At 34.1% G+C, this 15251-nt stretch carries 26 protein-coding genes; 25 read left to right on the top strand and 1 reads right to left on the bottom strand.

Annotated elements, in window-relative coordinates:
- Window positions 1-23 precede the first annotated feature (23 nt).
- Complete coding sequence (locus tag ACIQ66_RS05380) at window positions 24-1682, bottom strand: hypothetical protein (protein ID WP_396211766.1); 1659 nt, start codon at window positions 1680-1682, stop codon at window positions 24-26.
- A 477-nt stretch (window positions 1683-2159) separates the two neighbouring features.
- Between ACIQ66_RS05380 and rpsL the strand changes: the two genes are divergently transcribed.
- The 25 genes from rpsL to ACIQ66_RS05255 all read left to right on the top strand — a co-directional run.
- Window positions 2160-2543, top strand: coding sequence for a 30S ribosomal protein S12 (rpsL, locus tag ACIQ66_RS05375; protein WP_007136570.1), 384 nt, complete (start codon window positions 2160-2162; stop codon window positions 2541-2543).
- A gap of 24 nt (window positions 2544-2567) precedes the next feature.
- Window positions 2568-3044 carry a 30S ribosomal protein S7 gene (rpsG, locus tag ACIQ66_RS05370; RefSeq protein WP_298177601.1) on the top strand — a complete coding sequence of 159 codons (477 nt, stop codon included), beginning with the start codon at window positions 2568-2570 and terminating at the stop codon, window positions 3042-3044.
- Window positions 3045-3056: 12 nt separating this feature from the next.
- On the top strand, window positions 3057-5213 hold the full coding sequence (fusA, locus tag ACIQ66_RS05365; protein ID WP_396211765.1) for an elongation factor G: 2157 nt from the start codon (window positions 3057-3059) through the stop codon (window positions 5211-5213).
- Between the two features lie 11 nt (window positions 5214-5224).
- On the top strand, window positions 5225-5530 hold the full coding sequence (gene rpsJ, locus ACIQ66_RS05360) for a 30S ribosomal protein S10 (RefSeq protein WP_011963470.1): 306 nt from the start codon (window positions 5225-5227) through the stop codon (window positions 5528-5530).
- A 98-nt stretch (window positions 5531-5628) separates the two neighbouring features.
- Window positions 5629-6246 (top strand): 50S ribosomal protein L3, encoded by a 618-nt coding sequence (gene rplC / locus ACIQ66_RS05355; RefSeq protein WP_396211764.1) that lies wholly within the window; start codon window positions 5629-5631, stop codon window positions 6244-6246.
- Window positions 6246-6875, top strand: a complete 630-nt coding sequence (rplD, locus tag ACIQ66_RS05350; RefSeq protein ID WP_396211763.1) for a 50S ribosomal protein L4 — start codon at window positions 6246-6248, stop codon at window positions 6873-6875. The genes rplC and rplD overlap by 1 nt, the downstream gene beginning before the upstream one ends.
- Window positions 6876-6881: 6 nt before the next feature.
- The gene (gene rplW / locus ACIQ66_RS05345; RefSeq protein ID WP_298177589.1) at window positions 6882-7172 is read left to right on the top strand and encodes a 50S ribosomal protein L23; all 291 of its coding nucleotides are present in this window, start codon (window positions 6882-6884) and stop codon (window positions 7170-7172) included.
- A gap of 9 nt (window positions 7173-7181) precedes the next feature.
- Window positions 7182-8006, top strand: a complete 825-nt coding sequence (rplB, locus tag ACIQ66_RS05340; RefSeq protein WP_298177587.1) for a 50S ribosomal protein L2 — start codon at window positions 7182-7184, stop codon at window positions 8004-8006.
- A 7-nt stretch (window positions 8007-8013) separates the two neighbouring features.
- Entirely contained in the window at window positions 8014-8292 is a 279-nt protein-coding gene (gene rpsS / locus ACIQ66_RS05335) for a 30S ribosomal protein S19 (protein ID WP_014085019.1), read from the top strand.
- A 6-nt stretch (window positions 8293-8298) separates the two neighbouring features.
- The gene (gene rplV / locus ACIQ66_RS05330) at window positions 8299-8709 is read left to right on the top strand and encodes a 50S ribosomal protein L22 (protein WP_396211762.1); all 411 of its coding nucleotides are present in this window, start codon (window positions 8299-8301) and stop codon (window positions 8707-8709) included.
- A gap of 4 nt (window positions 8710-8713) precedes the next feature.
- Complete coding sequence (gene rpsC / locus ACIQ66_RS05325; protein ID WP_298177582.1) at window positions 8714-9475, top strand: 30S ribosomal protein S3; 762 nt, start codon at window positions 8714-8716, stop codon at window positions 9473-9475.
- Window positions 9476-9494: 19 nt separating this feature from the next.
- Window positions 9495-9920: a 50S ribosomal protein L16 gene (rplP, locus tag ACIQ66_RS05320; RefSeq protein WP_077377761.1), complete on the top strand. Its 426-nt coding sequence runs from the start codon at window positions 9495-9497 to the stop codon at window positions 9918-9920.
- Window positions 9921-9933: 13 nt separating this feature from the next.
- Window positions 9934-10125, top strand: coding sequence for a 50S ribosomal protein L29 (rpmC, locus tag ACIQ66_RS05315; RefSeq protein ID WP_396211761.1), 192 nt, complete (start codon window positions 9934-9936; stop codon window positions 10123-10125).
- Window positions 10126-10142: 17 nt separating this feature from the next.
- Entirely contained in the window at window positions 10143-10403 is a 261-nt protein-coding gene (gene rpsQ / locus ACIQ66_RS05310) for a 30S ribosomal protein S17 (RefSeq protein WP_298177575.1), read from the top strand.
- A 2-nt stretch (window positions 10404-10405) separates the two neighbouring features.
- Window positions 10406-10774, top strand: coding sequence for a 50S ribosomal protein L14 (rplN, locus tag ACIQ66_RS05305; protein WP_007803649.1), 369 nt, complete (start codon window positions 10406-10408; stop codon window positions 10772-10774).
- Between the two features lie 11 nt (window positions 10775-10785).
- Window positions 10786-11100, top strand: a complete 315-nt coding sequence (gene rplX / locus ACIQ66_RS05300) for a 50S ribosomal protein L24 (RefSeq protein WP_396211760.1) — start codon at window positions 10786-10788, stop codon at window positions 11098-11100.
- A 2-nt stretch (window positions 11101-11102) separates the two neighbouring features.
- Window positions 11103-11654, top strand: coding sequence for a 50S ribosomal protein L5 (gene rplE / locus ACIQ66_RS05295; RefSeq protein WP_298177573.1), 552 nt, complete (start codon window positions 11103-11105; stop codon window positions 11652-11654).
- 3 nt (window positions 11655-11657) lie between these two features.
- Window positions 11658-11927: a 30S ribosomal protein S14 gene (gene rpsN / locus ACIQ66_RS05290; protein WP_298177572.1), complete on the top strand. Its 270-nt coding sequence runs from the start codon at window positions 11658-11660 to the stop codon at window positions 11925-11927.
- A 78-nt stretch (window positions 11928-12005) separates the two neighbouring features.
- Complete coding sequence (gene rpsH, locus ACIQ66_RS05285) at window positions 12006-12404, top strand: 30S ribosomal protein S8 (RefSeq protein WP_396211759.1); 399 nt, start codon at window positions 12006-12008, stop codon at window positions 12402-12404.
- Window positions 12405-12422: 18 nt separating this feature from the next.
- On the top strand, window positions 12423-12965 hold the full coding sequence (gene rplF, locus ACIQ66_RS05280; protein ID WP_298177569.1) for a 50S ribosomal protein L6: 543 nt from the start codon (window positions 12423-12425) through the stop codon (window positions 12963-12965).
- A gap of 11 nt (window positions 12966-12976) precedes the next feature.
- Complete coding sequence (gene rplR, locus ACIQ66_RS05275; RefSeq protein WP_396211758.1) at window positions 12977-13327, top strand: 50S ribosomal protein L18; 351 nt, start codon at window positions 12977-12979, stop codon at window positions 13325-13327.
- Between the two features lie 4 nt (window positions 13328-13331).
- Complete coding sequence (gene rpsE / locus ACIQ66_RS05270) at window positions 13332-13856, top strand: 30S ribosomal protein S5 (RefSeq protein ID WP_298177567.1); 525 nt, start codon at window positions 13332-13334, stop codon at window positions 13854-13856.
- Between the two features lie 12 nt (window positions 13857-13868).
- Complete coding sequence (gene rpmD / locus ACIQ66_RS05265; RefSeq protein ID WP_229323194.1) at window positions 13869-14051, top strand: 50S ribosomal protein L30; 183 nt, start codon at window positions 13869-13871, stop codon at window positions 14049-14051.
- 11 nt (window positions 14052-14062) lie between these two features.
- Window positions 14063-14515, top strand: a complete 453-nt coding sequence (rplO, locus tag ACIQ66_RS05260; protein WP_396211757.1) for a 50S ribosomal protein L15 — start codon at window positions 14063-14065, stop codon at window positions 14513-14515.
- Window positions 14516-14528: 13 nt separating this feature from the next.
- The coding region (locus tag ACIQ66_RS05255; RefSeq protein WP_396211756.1) for a preprotein translocase subunit SecY at window positions 14529-15251 on the top strand (723 nt) is incomplete at its 3' end.

The following is a 15251-nucleotide window of genomic DNA, read 5'->3' as shown; positions in this document are numbered from 1 at the left end:
ATTTAATATTTAACACAATTTCTTTAAAAATTCGCTTTTAGACTTATGTGAATTACTGAATTTGTTAGCTTTATGGTTTGGCTTTCAGAGCTACCATTAGCGTACAACAGATTGAATAATCCGTTTTTGGTCAATAATCCTATTCCTAAACCTAATCCGTAAAGATTTCCATTAACTTTTGATGTTTTGTCTTGGTAATAACCGTAATCAATTACAGAATGTGTGTAAAGACTTTGGCTAATAGTGTACCTGTATTCTGTTAAAATTGAACTAAAAAAACTACCTTGAAGACTATTTTCATTAAATCCTCTAATCGAATTTATGCCGCCAAAACGATAAAGTTCGTTGATTATATAATTATCACTTTGCAAAAAGAAATTTTGACTTTTTATGTTAATGCTGTTTCGTTCGTTTAAATAAAAATTGTTCTTCAAATTTATCTCCACAAAAAATTGATTTTCTGAGTTGTTAAGGGTTTCTCTGTTTCCATATCCAGTTTTTACCCAAATTTTAGTTTTTTCAGGAAATAGAAACGAGTCGTAATTATCTCTTGGGGTTGTTTTTGAGAAATCATAATTAGTTGTGAAAAATGAATTGTTAAAATCATTCAACAAACTCGAATTTGAATTCTGAATATCATTTGAATCTGAAGATTGATAGCCTATAAACAGTTTTGAATTAGTTGAAAAATAATAACCAAGGTCAACGGCAGTTTTGGTGTTTTGAAAGGTGCTGTCTTGTTTAAAGATGTTTAATTGCCCCTTTATTCCTAATGGACTTTTAAAAACATAGGGAAGTTCTAGTGAAACATTAAATGTCTTTTGGTCATTTCCATCACTTTTCCAATTCAGCATGAAAGTTTCACCTGATTTTAATAAGTTCACCAAATTTAAGTCAAGGTAACCGTTAAAATTAATTTTATTTTTCTCATTGTTGCCAAATCCAATAAAACCATCAAAAGTATTTGGGTTGCTTTTATCTAAATAAACAAAAACTTTGGTTGAGTCTATTGTAAACAATATTTCTGGATACTTCAATTGTTTAACAAATCTAATTTTGTCAAAATCGCTATTTATCTTTTTTACGCTCTCTTGGTTGAAAGCTTTCTTTTTAAAGTTTCGTTCGATATTTTTTTTAAAACCAATCGGAAACTTTTCAAATCCTTTAATCACAATTTCATCAAGTTTTCTAATCTGGTCTGTTTTTATTTCTAAATCACAAGTAAGACTAGAACCACTTTTTCTAAAATTAATCAACTGTAATTTAGCAAGCGAATATCCTTTTTCTTCAAGTTTTGAAATTGATTCTTTCAAAAAAAGTTCTGTTTTAGTAAAAGGAATTAGTAAGGTATCTTTTTCTTTTTCAAAAATGAGTTTTCTTAACGAATTATTTTTACCTATATATATATGTATGAAGTCAACTTTTTTTCCAAAGTCGTATTTCACAACATATATCGAATCATTTAGTTTACTTTGACTACTAATTTTATTTTCAATAAAACCAATTTGTTGTAATTCTTTTGTTAGGTTTTCAAGCTCATTTAAGATAAATTTTTCTTCCTTAAGTTTCTTTTTGTAGCCAATTGAGTCGATAATTTTTGTCTCGCTTTGGTTATCGCTAGCTATTTTTAAATGAAAATTTTGCCCAAAACAATTTAGGTTAATTAACAAAAATAAATACAAAAAGTGTTTCACTATTTTTAAAGTTAGGAGCGAGTGGCTCGGGATTTTTTAAGTTATGTATTTCCTGCTATTCGTTGCAACCTGCCTGCCGGCAGGCAGGTCTTTTCTTTTTTAAAGAAAAAAAGAAAAGGATTTCCGTTACAAATGCTAAGCATTCACTGAACCCCACTAAAATAAATACTTTGTGAAGTAATCAGGGCTAGTTAGGTTTTGAATTGGTTGTAAAAATAACGTAAAAATCACATTTTTCTTGTGTTTTTTTATTTGTTTATAAATCGTATTGAAATAGCCATTGTCTAGTAAGTGAATGTTAAAACAAAAAGTTGTGAATGGCTATTATTTATTCCGTTAAAAAACAAATATTTAGTTCGTGAAAAAATTAATCAATTAACATTTTTTTTATTAAAAATAATTACTACATTTGCAACCCCGTAAAAAGCGGGAATTTTATAAACAAGTAATTTTTAGTATTTAATTATGCCAACTATTCAACAATTAGTAAGAACAGGAAGAACTCAAATCACTAAGAAGAGTAAATCGGTTGCTTTAGATTCTTGTCCTCAAAGAAGAGGGGTTTGTACTCGTGTTTACACTACAACACCAAAAAAACCAAACTCTGCAATGCGTAAAGTTGCGCGTGTACGTTTGACTAATGGTAACGAAGTAAACGCTTACATCCCAGGTGAAGGACACAATCTACAAGAGCACTCGATAGTATTAGTGAGAGGCGGAAGGGTAAAAGATTTACCAGGAGTTAGATATCACATTGTGCGTGGTGCGCTTGATACATCAGGTGTAGCAGGAAGAACACAAAGAAGATCTAAGTATGGTGCTAAACGCCCTAAAGAAGCAAAAAAGTAATTTAAAAACTTTTAAGAAAAAGACATGAGAAAAAGACAGGCCAAAAAAAGACCTCTTTTACCAGATCCTAAATTTAACGATCAGTTAGTTACACGTTTCGTGAACAACTTGATGTGGGATGGTAAAAAATCAACAGCTTTCAAAGTATTTTATGATGCAATGGATATCGTAGAAGCTAAAAAGCAAAATGACGAAAAATCATCTTTAGAAGTTTGGAAAGATGCTTTAACTAACGTTATGCCTCACGTAGAAGTACGTAGCCGTAGAGTAGGTGGAGCTACATTCCAAATCCCGATGCAAATCAGACCAGACAGAAAAATTTCTATGGCAATGAAGTGGATGCTTCTTTATGCTCGTAGAAGAAATGAGAAATCTATGGCTCAAAAACTAGCTTCTGAAATTTTAGCTGCTGCTAAAGAAGAAGGTGCTGCTGTTAAAAAGAGAATGGATACTCACAAAATGGCTGAAGCAAACAAAGCATTCTCACATTTTAGATTTTAATTAGGATAAGAAATGGCTAGAGAACTTAAATATACAAGAAATATCGGAATTGCTGCTCACATTGATGCTGGTAAAACAACAACAACTGAGCGTATATTATTCTATACTGGAAAATCACACAAAATTGGTGAAGTACACGATGGTGCTGCAACAATGGACTGGATGGCACAAGAGCAAGAAAGAGGTATTACAATTACGTCTGCTGCTACAACTTGTGAATGGAATTTCCCAACTAATCAAGGTAAATTATTGCCTGAAACGTTGCCTTATCACTTTAATATTATCGATACTCCAGGACACGTTGACTTTACCGTAGAGGTAAATCGTTCGTTACGTGTACTTGATGGTTTGGTTTTCTTATTTAGTGCTGTTGATGGTGTTGAGCCTCAGTCAGAAACTAACTGGAGACTTGCTGATCAATACCGTGTGCCACGTATCGGTTTTGTTAACAAAATGGATAGACAAGGTTCAAACTTTTTAATGGTTTGTCAACAAGTAAGAGATATGCTAAAATCAAACGCAGTTGCAATCACTTTGCCAATCGGTGAAGAAAATGATTTCAAAGGTGTAGTTGATTTAGTAAAAAATCAAGCTATTGTTTGGGATGATGCTGGAATGGGTGCAACTTATGAAGTTGTTGATATTCCTGCAGATATGTTAGAAGAAGTTAAAGAATACAGAGACATACTTATTGAAGCTGTTGCAGATTATGACGAGAACTTACTAGATAAGTATATGGAAGATCCTGCATCAATCACAGAAGAAGAAATCAATATTGCATTGAGAGCAGCTGTTATGGACATGGCTATTATTCCAATGATTGCTGGTTCTTCTTTCAAAAATAAAGGGGTTCAATTCATGTTAGATGCTGTATGTAAATACTTGCCATCTCCAATGGATAAAGATGGTATCGAAGGTATTCATCCTGATGATGCTGAACTTTTAGAAGAAGATCAAACTAAAATATTACGTAAGCCAGATGTTAAAGAGCCATTCGCTGCTTTAGCATTTAAAATTGCTACTGATCCATTCGTAGGTCGTTTAGCTTTCTTCCGTGCTTATTCAGGTCGTTTAGATGCAGGTTCTTATGTGTTAAATACTCGTTCTGGAAGTAAAGAAAGAATTTCTCGTATCTACCAAATGCACGCTAACAAACAAAATCCAATCGAATATATCGAAGCTGGAGATATTGGAGCAGCAGTTGGTTTTAAAGATATTAAAACAGGAGATACATTGTGTGATGAAAAACACCCAATTATCCTTGAATCTATGAAATTCCCAGCGCCAGTAATTGGTATCGCAATTGAGCCTAAAACTAAAGCTGACGTTGATAAAATGGGTATGGCTTTAGCTAAATTAGCTGAAGAAGATCCAACATTTACAGTTAGAACTGATGAAGCTTCAGGTCAAACTATTATTTCAGGAATGGGTGAGTTACACTTAGATATTCTTGTTGATAGAATGAAGCGTGAATTCAAAGTTGAAGTAAACCAAGGTGAGCCTCAAGTTGAATACAAAGAAGCTTTCACAAGAACTGCAACACACAGAGAAACATACAAAAAACAATCTGGAGGTCGTGGTAAATTCGGTGATATCGTATTTACACTAGGGCCAGCTGATGAAGTTGACGGTAAAGTGCCTGTTGGGTTACAATTTGTTAATGCTGTAAAAGGTGGTAACGTGCCTAAAGAGTATATCCCTTCTGTAGAAAAAGGTTTCCGTGAAGCTATGAAAACAGGACCTTTAGCAGGTTACCAAGTTGATAGTTTGAAAGTAACTTTAACAGATGGATCTTTTCACCCTGTGGATTCTGATGCACTTTCTTTTGAACTTGCTGCAAGAATGGGGTATAAAGAAGTAGCAAAAGCTGCTGGTGCAATCGTTTTAGAGCCTATAATGAAAATGGAAGTTATTACACCTGAAGAAAACATGGGGGATATCGTTGGTGATATTAACCGTCGTAGAGGTCAAGTTAATGACATGGGTGATAGAGCTGGAGCAAAAACCATTAAGGCTGATGTGCCTTTGTCAGAAATGTTTGGATATGTTACAACATTGAGAACATTGTCTTCTGGTAGAGCAACTTCAACTATGGAATTTTCTCACTATGCAGAAACTCCTTCTAATATCTCTGAAGAGGTAATCAAAAAAGCAAAAGGTAACGCTTAATTTTTAAGAAAATGAGTCAAAAAATCAGAATAAAATTAAAATCTTATGATCACATGTTGGTTGATAAATCAGCAGAAAAGATTGTAAAAACTGTAAAAAGCACAGGTGCAGTAGTAACAGGTCCAATTCCGTTGCCAACTCATAAAAAACTTTTTACTGTGCTACGTTCTCCTCACGTTAACAAAAAAGCGAGAGAACAATTCGAAGTAATGTCATACAAAAGATTAATTGACATTTACTCATCTTCTTCTAAAACCATTGATGCTCTAATGAAATTAGAGTTACCAAGTGGTGTTGAAGTTGAAATCAAAGTATAATTTTCAGTAATTGGAATCTATAAATAGTGATTGGTTTCGGCTAATCACTGTTTACTAATTTCTAATCACTATTTTTTAATAATTAATAATTAATATTTATGTCTGGGTTAATCGGAAGAAAAATTGGCATGACTAGTATCTTTGACGAAAATGGGAAGAACATTCCTTGTACCGTTATTGAAGCTGGACCATGCGTTGTTACCCAAGTCAGAACCAATGAGGTCGACGGGTATGAAGCGTTGCAACTTGGTTTCGATGACAAAAACGAGAAACACTCCACTAAAGCGGCTGTAGGTCACTTTAAAAAAGCTGGAACTGTTGCTAAGAAAAAAGTCGTTGAATTTCAAGGTTTTGAAACGGAACAAAAATTAGGAGATGTTATCAATGTTTCTATTTTTGAAGAAGGAGAATTTGTAGATGTACAAGGTGTATCTAAAGGTAAAGGTTTTCAAGGTGTTGTAAAACGTCACGGTTTTGGTGGTGTTGGACAAGCTACACATGGACAACATAACCGTTTAAGAGCGCCAGGATCTGTTGGAGCTTCTTCTTATCCATCTAGAGTATTCAAAGGAATGCGTATGGCTGGAAGAATGGGAGGAGATAATGTAAAAGTACAAAATCTTAGAGTTTTAAAAGTAGTTTCTGAAAAGAACTTACTTGTTATTAAAGGATGTATTCCTGGGTGTAACAACTCTTATGTAATCATTCAGAAGTAATGGAAGTAAAAGTTTTAGATAAAAACGGAAAAGATACTGGAAGAAAAGTTCAACTTTCTGATTCAGTATTCGGTATAGAGCCAAATAATCACGCAGTATATCTTGATGTTAAACAATATTTAGCAAATCAAAGACAAGGTACTCACAAAGCTAAAGAAAGAGCTGAAGTTGCTGGAAGTACTCGTAAGATTAAAAAGCAAAAAGGAACTGGAACTGCTCGTGCGGGTAGTGCTAAAAACCCATTATTCAAAGGGGGAGGTACTGTTTTTGGACCTAGACCAAGAAGTTATTCATTCAAATTGAATAAAAACTTAAAACGTTTAGCAAGAAGATCAGCGCTATCTTTAAAAGCAAAAGATTCAAATTTAATAGTAGTTGAAGATTTCAATTTTGAAACGCCAAACACTAAAAATTTCATCTCAGTTTTAAAAGCTTTAGGGTTGGAAAATAAAAAATCTTTATTCGTGTTGGGTGATTCAAATAAAAATGTATATTTGTCCTCACGCAATTTAAAGGCATCTAGTGTAGTAACTAATTTAGAATTAAGTACTTACGCTATTTTAAACGCTAATAATTTAGTGTTATTGGAAGGTTCTTTAGAAGGAATTGAAGAAAATTTAAGCAAATAATAGGATATGAGTATCATAATTAAACCTATAGTAACTGAAAAAGTAACCAAAGAAAGTGAAGTTTTGAATCGCTTTGGATTTGTGGTTAACAAAAAAGCTAATAAAGTGCAAATTAAGAAAGCTGTTGAAGCTGCTTACGGAGTAACTATTCTTAGTGTTAATACCATGAATGTAAGACCAGATAGAACAACAAAATACACTAAAAGTGGTCTAATCAGTGGAAAGTCAAATGCTTACAAAAAAGCAATTGTACAAGTACAAGAAGGAGAAACAATAGATTTTTACAACAATATCTAATATAAAAAGATGTCAGTAAGAAAATTAAAACCTATTACCCCGGGTCAGCGATTTAGAGTTGTGAATAGTTTTGACGCTATTACAACTGATAAGCCGGAACGCTCTTTGTTAGCGCCGATAAAAAACTCTGGAGGTAGAAATAGTCAAGGAAAAATGACCATGCGTTATACAGGCGGTGGTCACAAGCAAAGATATCGTGTAATTGATTTCAAAAAAGCAAAAGATGGAATTCCAGCTACTGTGAAATCAATTGAATACGATCCAAATCGTACAGCTTTTATCGCTTTATTAGCTTATGCTGATGGTGAAAAAACATATGTAATTGCTCAAAATGGTATGCAAGTTGGTCAGAAATTAGTTTCTGGTGCAGATGCGCAACCTGAAATTGGTAATTCATTGCCACTAAGTAAAATTCCATTAGGAACAGTAATTTCTTGTATTGAGTTACGTCCAGGTCAAGGAGCCGTTATTGCTCGTTCTGCTGGTACATTTGCTCAATTAATGGCAAGAGATGGTAAATATGCAACAATTAAAATGCCGTCAGGCGAAACTAGATTAATCTTGTTAACTTGTTCTGCAACAATTGGAGCTGTATCTAATTCTGATCATCAATTAATTGTATCTGGTAAAGCAGGTAGAACTAGATGGTTAGGTAGAAGACCAAGAACTAGACCTGTGGCAATGAACCCTGTCGATCACCCAATGGGTGGTGGTGAAGGTCGTTCTTCTGGTGGACATCCACGTTCTAGAAACGGAATACCTGCTAAAGGTTACAGAACCCGTTCTAAGAAAAATCCGAGTAGTAAGTATATTATAGAACGTAGAAAGAAATAAGTAAGATATGGCACGTTCATTAAAAAAAGGACCTTTTGTACACTATAAATTAGATAAAAAAGTTCAAGAAAATATTGAGAAAGGTAATAAAGGAGTTGTTAAGACATGGTCTAGAGCTTCAATGATTACTCCAGATTTTGTTGGACAAACTATCGCAGTTCATAACGGTCGTCAGTTTGTACCTGTTTACGTAACAGAAAACATGGTAGGTCATAAATTAGGAGAGTTTTCACCAACTAGATCTTTTAGAGGTCATGCTGGAGCAAAAAATAAAGGTAAAAAATAAGAAGCAATGGGAGTTCGTAAAAGAGAAACAGCAGATGCGAGAAAAGAGGCTAATAAGTCGATTGCTTTCGCGAAATTGAATAACTGCCCTACTTCACCTAGAAAAATGCGCTTAGTAGCGGACTTGGTAAGAGGTCAGAAGGTTGAAAGAGCACTTAATATTTTAAGGTTTAGTTCTAAAGAAGCTTCAAGAAAACTAGAAAAATTGGTTTTATCTGTTATTGCCAACTGGCAAGCAAAAAACCCAGATGCTAGTATGGAAGAAGCAGCTTTATTTATTAAAGAGATCCGTGTAGATGGTGGTATGATGTTGAAAAGACTTCGTCCAGCCCCACAAGGAAGAGCACACAGAATTAGAAAACGTTCTAATCACGTTACAATCGTATTAGGGCAATTAGATAACACACAAAGCAAATAATAAGATGGGACAAAAGACAAATCCAATTGGAAATAGACTTGGTATCATCAGAGGATGGGACTCTAACTGGTATGGTGGTAATGATTATGGCGACAAAATCGCTGAGGATTATAAAATCAGAAAGTATATCCATGCTCGTTTATCAAAAGCTAGTGTATCAAAAGTAATCATCGAGAGAACTTTGAAACTTGTAACCGTTACTATCACTACTGCTAGACCTGGTATTATTATCGGAAAAGGTGGCCAAGAGGTAGACAAGTTAAAAGAAGAACTTAAGAAAATTACTGATAAAGAGGTTCAAATTAACATCTTTGAAATCAAAAGACCTGAGTTAGATGCTTATCTAGTTGCGACTAGCATCTGCCGTCAAATTGAAAGCCGTATCTCTTACAGAAGAGCAATCAAAATGGCAATCGCTGCATCTATGAGAATGAATGCAGAAGGAATTAAAGTTTTAATTTCTGGTCGTTTGAATGGTGCTGAAATGGCACGTTCTGAAGGCTTCAAAGAAGGAAGAATTCCTCTATCAACTTTCAGAGCTGATATCGATTATGCTCTTGCTGAAGCTCACACTACTTACGGTAGAATGGGTATTAAAGTATGGATCATGAAAGGTGAAGTTTACGGAAAGAGAGATCTTTCTCCGCTTGTTGGAATGGATAAAAAACAATCTGGGACAGGTGGCGGTAAAGGTGGCGATTCTCCAAGAGGAGATAGAAAGCCTTTTAACAAAGGTGGTAAACCTGACGCTCGTAAAAGAAAGTAAATTTTTAAATTAAAGAAAAATGTTACAGCCTAAAAGAACAAAATACCGTAAGGTACAGAAAGGTAAAATGAAAGGAAACTCTCAAAGAGGGCATGAACTTTCTAATGGAATGTTTGGTATTAAATCTGTTCATGAAGATGGTATGTTCCTTACTTCTCGTCAAATCGAAGCTGCACGTATCGCTGCAACTCGTTACATGAAAAGGGAAGGTCAATTATGGATCAAAATTTTCCCAGATAAACCAATAACCAAGAAACCTCTTGAAGTACGTATGGGTAAAGGTAAAGGAGCAGTCGAATATTGGGCTGCTGTTGTTAAACCAGGAAGAATAATGTTTGAAGTTGGTGGAGTTCCATTGTCAGTTGCAAAAGAGGCTTTACGTCTTGCAGCTCAAAAACTTCCAGTAAAAACAAAGTTCGTCATTGCTAGAGATTTCGAAGCATAATCTATATTATATTATGAAACAATCAGAAATAAAAGATCTTTCTGCAGCGGAGTTGCAAGAAAAACTTAGCCAGACTAAGAAAACATATGCCGACCTAAAAATGGCTCACGCTATTTCACCAATTGCCAATCCACTTCAAATTAGAGGAGTTAGGAGGACAGTTGCAAGATTAGCTACAGAGCTAAGCAAAAGAGAGTTACAATAATTGTATTCTGCTGAAAAATGGAAGAAAAAAGAAATTTAAGAAAAGAAAGAATTGGTGTTGTAACTAGCGACAAAATGGATAAATCTATTGTTGTAGCTGAAGTACGTAGAGTAAAACACCCATTATACGGTAAGTTCGTGTTGAAAACTAAGAAATATGTTGCGCACGACGAAACAAACGACTGTAACGTTGGAGATACTGTAAAGATCATGGAAACAAGACCTTTATCTAAATCTAAATGTTGGAGACTAGTTGAAATCATTGAAAGAGCTAAGTAATTATGGTACAACAGGAATCAAGATTAAAAGTAGCAGATAACACAGGAGCAAAAGAAGTTTTGACTATCCGTGTTTTAGGAGGAACGAAACGTCGTTATGCCTCTGTTGGAGATAAAATTGTAGTGTCTATTAAAGATGCAACTCCTAACGGTAACGTTAAAAAGGGAGCTGTTTCAACTGCAGTTGTTGTACGTACCAAAAAAGAAGTGAGAAGAGCCGATGGTTCATACATCAGATTTGACGATAACGCTTGCGTTTTGTTGAATGCTGCTGGTGAAATGAGAGGAACTCGTGTTTTTGGTCCAGTTGCAAGAGAACTTCGTGAAAAACAATTCATGAAAATTGTATCATTAGCACCAGAAGTGCTTTAATTAGTTGCAAGATGATAAAGTTAAAAATAAAATCAGGAGATATCGTAAGAGTTATTGCTGGAGACCATAAAGGTTCTGAAGGTAAAGTTCTAAAAGTAGATCGTGAAAAGAACAAAGCGATTGTTGAAGGTGTTAACATGGTTTCAAAACATACTAAACCAAGTGCAAAAAGCCCTCAAGGTGGAATCGTTAAGAAAGAAGCTTCAATACATATTTCAAATATTTCTCTAATTGATCCTAAAACAAAAGGAACTACTAGAGTTGGAATTAAAGTAGAAGGAGATAAGAAAGTAAGATTTTCAAAAAAATCTAATCAAGTACTATAGTGATGGCTTATATACCTAGACTTAAAGAAGAATATAAGAACAGAGTAATCTCTGCTCTTAAAGAAGAATTCGGTTATAAAAACGTAATGCAAGTTCCTAAATTGGAAAAAATCGTTTTAAGCCGTGGTGTTGGAGCAGCTGTATCAGATAAGAAATTAGTTGATTATGCTGTTGAAGAAATGACTAAGATTACTGGTCAAAAAGCAGTTTCTACAATCTCTAAAAAAGATGTTGCATCTTTCAAATTGAGAAAAGGAATGCCAATTGGTGCAAAAGTTACTTTGAGAGGTGAAAGAATGTATGAGTTTTTAGATAGACTTATTACTTCGGCTTTACCACGTGTTAGAGATTTTAGTGGTATAAAAGCTACTGGTTTCGACGGAAGAGGAAACTACAATCTTGGAGTTTTAGAACAAATTATTTTTCCAGAAATTGATATTGATAAAGTAAATAAAATTTCAGGAATGGATATAACTTTTGTTACTACTGCTAAAACAGACAAGGAAGCAAAATCGTTATTAGCTGAATTAGGTTTACCTTTTAAAAAGAATTAAGATATGGCTAAAGAATCAATGAAAGCCCGTGAGGTTAAGAGAGAAAAAACGGTAGCTAGATATGCTGAGAAAAGAAAAGCTTTGAAAGAGGCTGGAGATTTCGTAGGTTTGCAAAAATTACCGAAAAATGCTTCTCCTATTCGTATGCACAATCGTTGCAAACTAACAGGAAGACCAAGAGGGTATATGCGTCAATTCGGTATTTCTCGTGTAACATTCCGTGAAATGGCCAATAATGGATTGATTCCAGGGGTTAAAAAAGCTAGCTGGTAAAATAATTTTAGAGTTTTAATTGATTAAAGGTTCGGTAAATGAGTATTTATCGAAAACCATAATCGCAAATTGATACATATGTATACAGATCCAATTGCCGATTTTTTAACAAGAATCAGAAATGCTGTCGCTGCTAATCATAAAGTAGTTGAAATCCCAGCTTCTAATCTTAAAAAAGAAATCACCAAAATTTTATTCGATCAAGGTTATATCTTGAGTTACAAATTTGAAGACAACGCTGTTCAGGGTTCAATCAAAATTGCTTTGAAGTATGATAAAGATACTAAAGAGTCAGTAATAAAGGATATCCAAAGAATTAGTAAACCAGGTTTACGTAAGTACGCAGGTGCTTCTTCCATTCCTAGAATCCTTAATGGATTAGGAATTGCTATTGTTTCTACATCAAAAGGTTTGATGACTGGAAAACAAGCCAAACAGTTAAATGTTGGTGGTGAAGTTATTTGTTACGTATACTAATTAATAAGACTAGTTAAGATGTCAAGAATAGGAAAAAATCCAGTTGCAATTCCAGCAGGAGTAACTATAGAAGTTAGTGATGCTGTAATTACAGTAAAAGGAAAATTAGGTCAACTTACACAGAATTACTCTGATGTAACTGTAAAAGTTGAAGATGGTCAAGTTCTTGTTGAAAGATCATCTGATAGCAAAGATCAAAGAGCTAAACATGGTTTGTACAGATCTTTAATCAATAATATGTTTATTGGTGTGTCAGAAGGTTTTACTAAAGAATTAGAATTAGTTGGAGTAGGTTATAGAGCTTCAAACCAAGGTCAAAAATTGGATTTAGCTTTAGGATATTCTCACAATATAGTTTTGGAGGTTGCTCCAGAAGTAAAAGTGGAAACTATTTCAGAAAAAGGAAAGAACCCAATCGTAAAATTAACATCTTTTGACAAACAATTAGTTGGTCAAGTTGCTGCGAAAATCAGAGGTTTCCGCAAACCAGAACCTTACAAAGGAAAAGGTGTTAAATTCGTAGGTGAAGTATTAAGAAGAAAAGCAGGTAAATCAGCTTAAAAAATAAGATTATGTCATTAACAAAATCTGAAAGAAGACAGAGAATTAAATTCAGAATTAGAAAGATTGTAAGTGGTACTGCTACTAAACCAAGACTTTCTGTATTCAGAAGTAATAAAGAAATCTACGCACAACTAATTGATGATGTGAATGGAGTAACTTTATTAGCTGCATCTTCAAGAGAAAAAGAAGTAGGTAAAGGTAAAAACGTTGAAGTTGCAACTGCAGTTGGAAAACTTGTTGCAGAAAAAGCGGTGAAAGCCGGTATAGAAAATGTTACCTTTGATAGAGGTGGATATTTATACCACGGTCGTATTAAATCATTAGCAGAAGGCGCAAGAGCTGCCGGACTTAAATTCTAATAGTATGTCTAATAAATACAAAAACGTAGAGTTAGTTAAACCAAGTGGTCTTGAATTAAAAGATCGTCTAGTTAGTGTAAATCGTGTTACTAAAGTTACAAAAGGTGGTAGAGCATTTGGTTTTTCTGCAATTGTAGTGGTAGGTGATGAAAATGGAGTTGTTGGACACGGTCTAGGAAAATCTAAAGACGTTTCTGAAGCAATCGCTAAAGCGGTGGAAGATGCAAAGAAAAATCTAGTTAGAATTCCTTTAAGTGGTCAATCTGTTCCTCACGAACAAAAAGGTAAATTTGGTGGAGCACGTGTATTCTTAATGCCTGCATCTCATGGTACAGGAGTTATTGCTGGTGGAGCTGTTCGTTCAGTTCTTGAATCAGTTGGTATTCACGATGTATTATCAAAATCACAAGGATCTTCAAATCCTCATAATGTTGTAAAAGCAACTTTTGATGCTTTGTTACAAATGAGAAGTGCTTACACAGTTGCAAAACAAAGAGGTGTTTCTTTAGAAAAAGTTTTTAAAGGTTAATTCAAGGAAATTATGGCTAAATTAGTAGTAAAACAAGTACGAAGCAAAATCAATTGCCCTTTATCTCAAAAAAGAGGTTTGGAAGCTTTAGGTCTTCGTAAAATGGGACAAGTTGTAGAGCATGATTCAAATCCTGCTATCCTTGGAATGATAAATAAAGTTAAACACTTAGTTTCCGTAGAGGAAGTTAAATAACAATTATAGTTATGAATTTAAGTAACTTACAACCTGCTGAAGGTTCTACGCACAATCAAAATAAAAGACTAGGTAGAGGTGAAGGTTCTGGAAAAGGTGGAACTTCTGCAAGAGGTCACAAAGGAGCAAAATCTCGTTCTGGTTATTCTAAAAAGATTGGTTTTGAAGGTGGACAAATGCCACTTCAAAGACGTGTGCCTAAGTTTGGTTTTACAAACATTAATCGTAAGGAATATGAAGGTGTAAACCTTGATACATTACAATTATTAGTTGATAACGGAATGATTAAAGATACTGTTGATATGACAGATTATATCTCTAATCGTTTAGCAACTAAAAATGAAACGGTTAAAATTTTAGGAAGAGGAGAATTAAAAGCGAAATTAAAAATTTCTGCTCATAAATTCACTGCTACTGCAAAAGCTGCTATAGAAGCTGCTGGAGGAGAAGCTGTAACATTATAATTTTTCAAGTAACATGAAGAAATTTTTTGAATCATTAGCCAATGTTTGGAAGATAGAAGAGTTAAAGAATAGAATTCTTTGGACCCTTGGATTATTGGTTGTTTACCGTTTCGGTGCTCACGTAACTCTTCCAGGTATTGATGCTACTCAATTATCAAATTTAGCAGGTCAAACCAAGGATGGTATTGGTTCAATTCTAGATATGTTTACAGGTGGTTCTTTCTCAAAAGCTTCTGTTTTTGCATTAGGAATTATGCCCTACATTTCTGCATCTATTGTAGTTCAATTAATGGGAATTGCTATTCCTTACTTACAAAAATTACAAAAAGATGGAGAAAGTGGTAGAAAGAAAATTAATCAAATAACACGTTGGTTAACTATCGGAATTACTTTAGTTCAAGGTCCTGGTTATATCTACAATCTTTATAGAACTTTACCTAGTAACGCTTTTATATTAGGATTTGATTCTTTCTCATTCTTATTTTCATCAGTATTGATCCTTACAACAGGTACCATTTTCGCAATGTGGTTAGGAGAAAAAATTACTGATAAAGGAATTGGAAATGGTATCTCTTTATTAATCATGGTTGGAATTTTAGCTAGACTTCCACAAGCATTTATTCAAGAATTTACGTCAACAATTACTAATAATAATGGTGGTCCAATGATTCTTGTTCTTGAAGTAATAGGATGGCTGTTAGTAATTATTGCTTGTGTCTTATTAGTTATGGCAATC

Origin of the sequence: Flavobacterium sp. (assembly GCF_044377315.1) — a bacterium.
GTDB lineage: Bacteria > Bacteroidota > Bacteroidia > Flavobacteriales > Flavobacteriaceae > Flavobacterium.
This window is presented reverse-complemented; position numbering and strand designations above follow the sequence as displayed.